We start from the raw sequence: 6987 nt of genomic DNA, 5'->3' as shown, positions 1-6987 counted from the left end.
CCGTCTGCTCGCCGCCGTCGTTGAGCGTAACCGTCAGTGTGCGCTCGTCCACGAACCGCGCCTCGCCCTTGAGGACGGTAATCGCGGCATTGTCGTTGAGAATGCTCTGGTACTTGGACTCGCGCAGTTCCTCCACTCGTCCCTGTTGCTGAGCAAGCAGCGCCGGACGATTCACCACCGGCGCCTGGGCGCTCAGGCCGTCATCAAACGGGCTTTCCTGGCGAAGGTGGGCGATGTGAGCCGCCCGAATCATGATTTTAGAGGGCACACAGCCAATGTTGACGCAGGTTCCGCCAATGGTGCCGCGTTCGATCAGTGTCACCCGGGCACCGCGTTCAGTCGCCTTCAGGGCGGCAGCCATGGCACTACCGCCGCTGCCAATCACAGCAATGTGCAGGTTGTCGTCACTCATAAATGTTACTCCTTAGTTGATGGACTATCGCAGCAGGCGTCGTGTTTCTTCTTGCGCCAGACGGCATAACAGGTCAGGCCAATAAATAAGACCAGTGCGGGCAACAGCACGTAGTCGAGATAACCGGTCAGGGCAGCCAGGCCTAACGTTCCTAGCAAAACCACCAGTATCGGCGTGAAACAGCGCGACCAGCACGGTGCAAATGATGCTCACCCGCAACAAGGTTTGGGGTTCGCATGGTTACTCCTGTTTCGCCTGGGGCTGTTTCAACGTGGACGGGTAACCCGCGTTAGTCGTGGCTTGAGTCAGCGCCTCAACGGAGGTTTTCTCATCGTCGTAGGTAACCGTCGCATCACGTTCCTCATATCGGACATCCACAGCGCTCACGCCGTCGACCCGCTTTAGGGCAGCTTTAACCGTAATCGGGCAGGCCGAACAGGTCATGCCTGGAACGGACAAGGTCACCGTTTGTTGCGCAGCCAGGGCAGGCAGGCTGAACAGCGTAAACAGTACGGCAGCAATCAGGGACTTTTTCATGGTGTAGTGCCTCTCAGTCAACATAGTGGATCAGGTTTCAGTAAAACAGCGGTAAGACGAAGGGGAAAGCCAACGCAGTCAGAATGAGCAGCGCGACGATCCAGAAAACGACCTTGTAGGCCGTGCGCACTTGCGGTACCGCGCAAACATCGCCCGGCTGGCAGGCCCCGACAGGTCGATATATCCGGCGCCAGGCAAAGACCATCGCCACCAGTGCCGCACCGATGAACCAGGGCCGATAGGGTTCCAGGGCGGCCAGGCTGCCGACCCAGGCACCGGAAATGCCCAACGTGATCAAGACCAGGGGGCCAAGACAACAGGCAGACGCCAGAGCAGCGGCAATCCCTCCTGCGATCAGCGAACCGCGACCGGATTTTTTGGACTCTGACATTACGATGGCTCCTTTCTAAAAATGGGTGACTGAGGTAAGGTTACTCCCGTAGTCAGCTACGGAATCAACCCCTATGTCCAAAAAACAACACTCAATGACCATTGGAGCCCTGGCCAAAGCCGCCGGTATGGGAGTGGAAACCATCCGCTATTACCAGCGCCGGGGGTTAGTGGCAGAGCCTGAAAAGCCCTATGGAAGCATCCGCCATTACGACGATCAGGCGTTGGCCCGCCTGCACTTTATTCGAACGGCCCAGTGGCTGGGGTTCAGTCTGGATGAAATCGGAGGGCTGCTGACACTGCAGGACGGTACCCATTGCGATGAAGCACGGGTATTGGGCGAGCAAAAACTAGCCAGTGTGCGGGCGAAAATTTCAAGCCTGCGACGCATCGAGCGTGCGCTGGACGGGTTAGTGCAGGAATGCTGCGCTCAGCGTGGGAATGTTGAATGCCCATTAATCACATCGCTCCAGGATGGGCTTGAAAACTCGGCTTTTACCTGATTAAAGAACAAGACAGTCCGTGAACGAGGCGTACACAAAATTAAGGGCTGAAGGGAGGTACGCTAACCTCACCAACCCGCTTGGGCTCCTTTATGCTGGTAAACGGCGTACCCCTTCGTGAGCTTGATCGGAAGCCGCGAGTCCCCCTCGGGAGGTAGCCGCTCAAAGCTTCCAGACAGGTACTTCTGGTTACTGTGCCTAGGTGTAATACAGCGCTTTCCTTGTGTGTACATGCAAATCCCGCGTTCGGATATTTTTACCTAGCGGCGGTCTCTAGCCGCTGAAGACAGAAAAGAGGATGCTGTCTCCGTACCAGGCTACGGGATCAAGTTTTTTTTGAACAAAGATGGGCGCATCAATAGGAAACGGACCTGCCTGCCGCGCTCTGACGATGTGATTAAAGTCAGCATCGTATGCGTAACAGTGAGCGATGATCGCCTGCTGTCCGGCCACTGGGCGTTGGCCTGGGTGTGGGCAACGCTCCGGCTATATCTGGTACCAAGGGCCCTCTTGGCTACTAGGGCGGCAAGCAGGATACGGGACGTATCGGCGATGTTACAGAACAGGAAAAACCAAGATGCGCCCGCTCCTGTTTGCCTATCGGCGTGAATACAACGCTTAACTAGCGCGTTTTTGGTTCAACCATTCTTGCGCAAGCGACTCGGCCTCAGCCACCTGCTCGGGCTCCATCCGTGTCGAATAGACCTGGATAAGTTCTTTCGCCGTTGGTTCCCCTGCAGCTGCAGCCAGGCTCAGCCATTTATAAGCCAGGACAAAGCCCTGAACGTGCAGGCCTTTGTCCGCTCCATCTGCGTACATCTCCGCCAGTTTTACCTGGGCCTGTGTATGTCCTTGCTCTGCCGAGCGCTGATACCACTTGAGCGCTTCTTTATCGTTTGCAGGGACTGCGCGAGCTTTCTTGTAAACCCCGTTGACCTCACTTCCATAGAGGCGCGCCAGGTTGAACTGAGCATCAGCTTCACCCTGCTCAGCTGCCATACGGAACCATTTGACCGACGCTGCATGGTCCTGCTTTACACCGATGCCACACTTGTAAGCCACGCCTACGACATTTTGCGCGAGGGCATTATCGGCGTGCGCTTTTTGCTCCCAGCTGTTAATGGTCTCCGGCGACAAGGTTTCAAATGCCGTCTCCAGCTTTGAAAAGTCATAGGCAAGAACCGCGTTTGACAAACTCAATGCTGCAACACCGAGCAACAGGCTTCTCAGTGAAGACCGAGGAAAGCGTCCCGCGAGTTTTTTACAAGACATAACAACCTCCTTAGGGGCGGCCTGATAACCCAACGCCTGGACAGCAGCGGTCAAGGCTGACAGGTCCGGCCTGGTGCCCGTAACACGAGCAAGGCCCTCCGAGTATTCGATAACGGCATGCGATACGCCAGATACCTTCAGTAGCGCTGCCTCGACGTGTTGCGTGCAGCTTGGGCAGGTCATGCCCGTCACCTGAAGGGTGACTTGATCTGTTTTGCTCATATGTAATTTCCTTTTTTCGCACTGGGGGCCGACAGCCTTTCGGCATTGGTCCGGCGCGGTAACTACTGACGATTCATCTGACCGGTAGACATGCTCGGCTAGCACGTTTGCGATGGCCTCCACTGCGCCGATAAGCGAGTGGAGACGCCGCGAGCAGAATTGGCGCCGCCTGGATACATGGCGAGCCTAGTCAAGCGTGCTGCCGGCTTAGACTATTCTTTCAGCTCAGATGGATAACCGGCGTCTGTAGTCGCCTTGGTCAGCGCCTCGACGTCAGTCAGCGTATCGTCGAAAGTCACGGTAGCCTGTTTGGTTGCAAAGCTAACCTGCGCCTCGCTGACCCCCTCGACCTTGTTCAGCGCGTGTTTGACCGTGATGGGGCAAGACGAACACGTCATGCCGGGTACCAAAAGCGTGACGGTTTGCGAAGCGGCCCAAACGGATGAGCTGAACCCAGCGGCCAGGACGATTGCTGTTAAGATTTTTTTCATGACATTTTCCTTCCGGTTTCAATAAAACAGTGGCAGGACATAAGGGAACCCAAGCGCAACCAGAACCAGCGTGGCCACGACCCAGAAGAGCACTTTGTACGAGGTTTTGACCCGCCCCACCGCACAGACATCACCCGGCTTGCAGGCTTGTGCCGGACGGAAGATCCCCCGGTACGCAAAGAACATCGCTATCAGTGCCGCGCCGATGAAGATCGGCCGATAAGGCTCCAAAACTGCCAGGTTGCTGATCCAGGCACCGCTGATTCCCAGGGTTACTAGAATCAGAGGCCCCAGGCGGCAAGCCCTCCCGTGACAAGTGCAGCACGACCACTTCGCGGTTCCGACATGGAACCCTCCTTTCGATCAATGTGTGAATGACATAATCTTAACTCCGTATCCAGCTACGGAGTCAAGCGTTATGAAAAAAACACTCGACCACCTCACCATCGGCGTCTTCGCCAAGGCAGCCGGCGTAAACGTAGAGAGCCAGGCCGTCATAACATAATGGGCAACGCGAACAGAAACGCTGGAAGCGACAGTCGACCGCCTCCAGCTGGAGCGAGATAGCGACGCCGAACACCGGGAGAAGCTTGGTGCGGCCCTAACGGATTCTGAAAAACATCTCGCGGCCTGCCAGCAGCGGATCTCCGACCTCAGAGAGCGCGTGGCAGCGGCTGACGACCGAAACCAGTTCCTCAACGATCAGAATCGCGAATTACTGCAGGAAAAAGCTGTCCTCCAGGGTCAGTTGAAACAACTACAAACAAGCCTGGCTAAATAGCCCGCTATTGTCTCGGCCTGATCATCCCTGAGAGTTGCGAGTAATGCCAATCGCGCAAGGAGAAGTTTAGATGTCTACCGTGACCTTTGGCAGGCTGCGAGCTGCGGCAAAACGCATTCAGCATGATGCGCTGACGGTTTATTTTGTGGCGCGAGACTCGAATACCCCCATAGTCGTTCGGCTGCTTGCGCTCGCAATCGCAGCGTACGCCATGAGTCCAATTGATCTCATTCCGGACTTCATACCGATCCTGGGCTATCTTGACGACATTATCTTGGTCCCGCTGGGCATCGTCCTTGTCATCAAGCTGACGCCATCGAATGTGATAGAAGCGAGTCGCTCGAAAGCAGCTAAAGTGGCAACCAAGCCGATCAGCCACGTTGCGGCCGCAGTCGTTATTGGCACATGGCTTTTATGTGCCGCGGCTTTTGGCTACTGGGTGTGGGAATACGGCAGGTAACGCATCGTCTGCACGCGATGAAATAGTTAATTTAGGGCTTGTAAAACAGATGGTTAATGCGCTTTTTGGAGGATTTCGTCAGAATCGTTGCCGACCCTCATATAAGCCCGCCAGGCGAGCACGCAAAGCTATTCTGGTCCGAGCCCCAAACCGGGTTCACCAGTGGCCTGCCGGCGAAAGCGCCGAAGCCCGAACCCGTCGATCACTGGCAGCGTGCAATCCAGGCCATTGATGAGGCCATCATTGAAGCACGACACAACCCCGAGACGGCACGCTCGCTGTTCGCGTTGGCTTCCTATGGTCGGCGCGACCCCGCTTCCTTGGAACAGTTGCGCGCCACCTTCGCGAAGGAAGGCATCCCCCCGGAATTTCTGTCACATTATGAGCCTAGCCTACCCTTTGCATGCCTTAGACAGAATGACGGGTTAAGTGACAAATTTTGACGTGCAGAGCTTCCCGATGCAAACTGTCACATAATCGAACGTATATGTGACAGGTACAAGATGCTGATTGGCTACATGCGAGTATCGAAGGCGGATGGCTCCCAGGCGACGGACTTGCAGCGCGATGCGCTGGTCGCGGCCGGTGTTGATCCGGCGCATCTCTATGAAGACCAAGCGTCCGGAAAACGCGAGGATCGTCCCGGTCTGGCGAGCTGTCTGAAGGCACTACGGCCAGGCGACACGTTGGTCGTTTGGAAACTGGATCGGCTCGGGCGCGACCTGCGCCATCTGATCAATACCGTCCATGACCTGACCGGACGCGGCATCGGCCTCAAGGTGCTGACCGGGCACGGCGCGGCCATTGACACCACGACCGCCGCCGGCAAGCTGGTCTTCGGTATCTTCGCCGCGCTGGCCGAGTTCGAGCGCGAGTTGATCGCCGAGCGCACCGTGGCGGGCCTGGCCTCAGCACGGGCACGCGGCCGGAAAGGCGGCCGGCCGTTCAAGATGACCGCCGCCAAGCTGCGGCTGGCGATGGCGGCAATGGGGCAGTCAGAGACCAAGGTCGGCGACCTGTGCCAGGAACTTGGCATCACGCGGCAGACCCTGTATCGGCATATTTCACCCAAGGGCGAGCTACGTCCAGATGGCGAGAAGCTACTCAGCCGAATTTGATGCCGACATGAGGCGACGTAGCGAAAGCGTGGTTTGTCTCAATTTGACGGCGGCGAACCGCAAGCGTTCGGTTCGCCGCTCGTTTCGGTCGCAGTGCTGGCCCGCGCCTGGAAACGTTGATAACACTCCAGCCCGCAGAAGTGCTCGACGTACTCCGCGCCTTCCGGTGTGAAGGCGGCATCGAGCGGAATTTCCTTGCAGCACACGCAGCAACTGGTGGCGGTCGGATCATTTGCATTCATGGTGGCACCCCTCCATTGACTGACGAAGACGGCGAATGCCGCCGCCGGCATCGGCTTTGCGAACAGAAAGCCTTGCCCGCGCTCGAACGCTTGGGCCCTCCGCCGTAGTCCATCCATCCGGCCGGGAAGCGCTCATGATCTTTCCCTGAATGCCCGCAACGCCCGCGCCAGTGACAGAAGAAACAGGCCGGTCAAACCGAGCGCCGTGATGACCCAATACTCGACAAGGAATGCACCGGCGGTTGTGCCGGCCAGCACGGCAGCGAGGATGGACAGGTGGCAGGGGCAAGTCAGCACGGCCAGCGTGCCCCACAGGTAGCCGGTGAACGGTTTGTGCGTCTCGGCCGGCATGCGCTCGGGGCTGTTCATGGCAAACTCTCCGCATGCTGTGCCGGCGCGGTCGGCATGGCGGCCAACTGCACTTCCAGATTGGGGGTATACGGATTTAATGGTTGATGGGGCACCTTCACCCCATCAATCTGATACCACCCTCAGATGGTTGATAGATCGACTCCGTAGTTGAGTTCCTCTGCGAAGTCCGGCAGTCCGTAACCGATGG

At 57.3% G+C, this 6987-nt stretch carries 12 protein-coding genes and 1 pseudogene; 4 read left to right on the top strand and 9 right to left on the bottom strand.

The window, feature by feature from the left end:
* The 4 genes from ABNH10_RS03550 to merT (ABNH10_RS03535) form a co-directional block, all read right to left on the bottom strand.
* Positions 1 to 412, bottom strand: a 412-nt coding sequence (locus ABNH10_RS03550) for an FAD-dependent oxidoreductase (RefSeq protein ID WP_349384766.1), incomplete at its 3' end; no start/stop codon positions are given.
* A gap of 5 nt (positions 413 to 417) precedes the next feature.
* The gene (gene merF / locus ABNH10_RS03545) at positions 418 to 576 is read right to left on the bottom strand and encodes a mercury resistance system transport protein MerF (RefSeq protein ID WP_232774866.1); all 159 of its coding nucleotides are present in this window, start codon (positions 574 to 576) and stop codon (positions 418 to 420) included.
* Positions 577 to 652: 76 nt separating this feature from the next.
* Positions 653 to 949: a mercury resistance system periplasmic binding protein MerP gene (gene merP, locus ABNH10_RS03540; RefSeq protein WP_023659522.1), complete on the bottom strand. Its 297-nt coding sequence runs from the start codon at positions 947 to 949 to the stop codon at positions 653 to 655.
* 37 nt (positions 950 to 986) lie between these two features.
* Positions 987 to 1340 (bottom strand): mercuric ion transporter MerT, encoded by a 354-nt coding sequence (gene merT, locus ABNH10_RS03535; protein WP_008295676.1) that lies wholly within the window; start codon positions 1338 to 1340, stop codon positions 987 to 989.
* Positions 1341 to 1413: 73 nt separating this feature from the next.
* On the opposite strand from merT (ABNH10_RS03535), the gene merR reads away from it, so the two are divergent.
* Entirely contained in the window at positions 1414 to 1842 is a 429-nt protein-coding gene (gene merR / locus ABNH10_RS03530; protein ID WP_015077956.1) for a mercury resistance transcriptional regulator MerR, read from the top strand.
* Positions 1843 to 2460: 618 nt separating this feature from the next.
* On the opposite strand, the gene ABNH10_RS03525 is transcribed toward merR, so the two are convergent.
* From ABNH10_RS03525 to merT (ABNH10_RS03510), 3 genes and pseudogenes are all read right to left on the bottom strand, one after another.
* Complete coding sequence (locus tag ABNH10_RS03525; RefSeq protein WP_427775232.1) at positions 2461 to 3336, bottom strand: tetratricopeptide repeat protein; 876 nt, start codon at positions 3334 to 3336, stop codon at positions 2461 to 2463.
* Between the two features lie 212 nt (positions 3337 to 3548).
* Entirely contained in the window at positions 3549 to 3827 is a 279-nt protein-coding gene (merP, locus tag ABNH10_RS03515) for a mercury resistance system periplasmic binding protein MerP (RefSeq protein ID WP_125024960.1), read from the bottom strand.
* Positions 3828 to 3845: 18 nt separating this feature from the next.
* Positions 3846 to 4124, bottom strand: a pseudogene (gene merT / locus ABNH10_RS03510) (mercuric ion transporter MerT); the annotation flags it as partial.
* 554 nt (positions 4125 to 4678) lie between these two features.
* Between merT (ABNH10_RS03510) and ABNH10_RS03505 the strand changes: the two are divergent.
* Genes ABNH10_RS03505 through ABNH10_RS03495 form a run of 3 tightly spaced genes read left to right on the top strand, consistent with a single transcriptional unit; the run spans position 4679 to position 6186 of the window.
* Positions 4679 to 5068 (top strand): YkvA family protein, encoded by a 390-nt coding sequence (locus ABNH10_RS03505; protein ID WP_008295667.1) that lies wholly within the window; start codon positions 4679 to 4681, stop codon positions 5066 to 5068.
* Between the two features lie 56 nt (positions 5069 to 5124).
* Positions 5125 to 5511, top strand: a complete 387-nt coding sequence (locus ABNH10_RS03500; protein ID WP_427775234.1) for a hypothetical protein — start codon at positions 5125 to 5127, stop codon at positions 5509 to 5511.
* Positions 5512 to 5571: 60 nt separating this feature from the next.
* On the top strand, positions 5572 to 6186 hold the full coding sequence (locus ABNH10_RS03495) for a recombinase family protein (RefSeq protein WP_010981357.1): 615 nt from the start codon (positions 5572 to 5574) through the stop codon (positions 6184 to 6186).
* 38 nt (positions 6187 to 6224) lie between these two features.
* Here the strand turns inward: ABNH10_RS03495 and ABNH10_RS03490 are convergent, their stop codons facing one another.
* Both ABNH10_RS03490 and merE read right to left on the bottom strand, forming a co-directional pair.
* On the bottom strand, positions 6225 to 6428 hold the full coding sequence (locus ABNH10_RS03490; RefSeq protein WP_005413391.1) for a DUF3330 domain-containing protein: 204 nt from the start codon (positions 6426 to 6428) through the stop codon (positions 6225 to 6227).
* A 132-nt stretch (positions 6429 to 6560) separates the two neighbouring features.
* Positions 6561 to 6797 (bottom strand): broad-spectrum mercury transporter MerE, encoded by a 237-nt coding sequence (merE, locus tag ABNH10_RS03485; protein WP_005413392.1) that lies wholly within the window; start codon positions 6795 to 6797, stop codon positions 6561 to 6563.
* Between the last annotated feature and the right edge of the window lie 190 nt (positions 6798 to 6987).

The organism is Alcanivorax sp., from assembly GCF_040119285.1.
In the GTDB taxonomy this organism is placed as follows: domain Bacteria; phylum Pseudomonadota; class Gammaproteobacteria; order Pseudomonadales; family Alcanivoracaceae; genus Alcanivorax.
This window is presented reverse-complemented; position numbering and strand designations above follow the sequence as displayed.

Bases quoted from the DNA above. Each gene is read 5' to 3' on its own strand.
- merP (WP_023659522.1), bottom strand. From the start codon at position 949: ATGAAAAAGTCCCTGATTGCTGCCGTACTGTTTACGCTGTTCAGCCTG.
- merT (WP_008295676.1), bottom strand. From the start codon at position 1,340: ATGTCAGAGTCCAAAAAATCCGGTCGCGGTTCGCTGATCGCAGGAGGG.
- merR (WP_015077956.1), top strand. From the start codon at position 1,414: ATGTCCAAAAAACAACACTCAATGACCATTGGAGCCCTGGCCAAAGCC.
- ABNH10_RS03525 (WP_427775232.1), bottom strand. From the start codon at position 3,336: ATGAGCAAAACAGATCAAGTCACCCTTCAGGTGACGGGCATGACCTGC.
- merP (WP_125024960.1), bottom strand. From the start codon at position 3,827: ATGAAAAAAATCTTAACAGCAATCGTCCTGGCCGCTGGGTTCAGCTCA.
- ABNH10_RS03505 (WP_008295667.1), top strand. From the start codon at position 4,679: ATGTCTACCGTGACCTTTGGCAGGCTGCGAGCTGCGGCAAAACGCATT.
- ABNH10_RS03500 (WP_427775234.1), top strand. From the start codon at position 5,125: ATGCGCTTTTTGGAGGATTTCGTCAGAATCGTTGCCGACCCTCATATA.
- ABNH10_RS03495 (WP_010981357.1), top strand. From the start codon at position 5,572: ATGCTGATTGGCTACATGCGAGTATCGAAGGCGGATGGCTCCCAGGCG.
- ABNH10_RS03490 (WP_005413391.1), bottom strand. From the start codon at position 6,428: ATGAATGCAAATGATCCGACCGCCACCAGTTGCTGCGTGTGCTGCAAG.
- merE (WP_005413392.1), bottom strand. From the start codon at position 6,797: ATGAACAGCCCCGAGCGCATGCCGGCCGAGACGCACAAACCGTTCACC.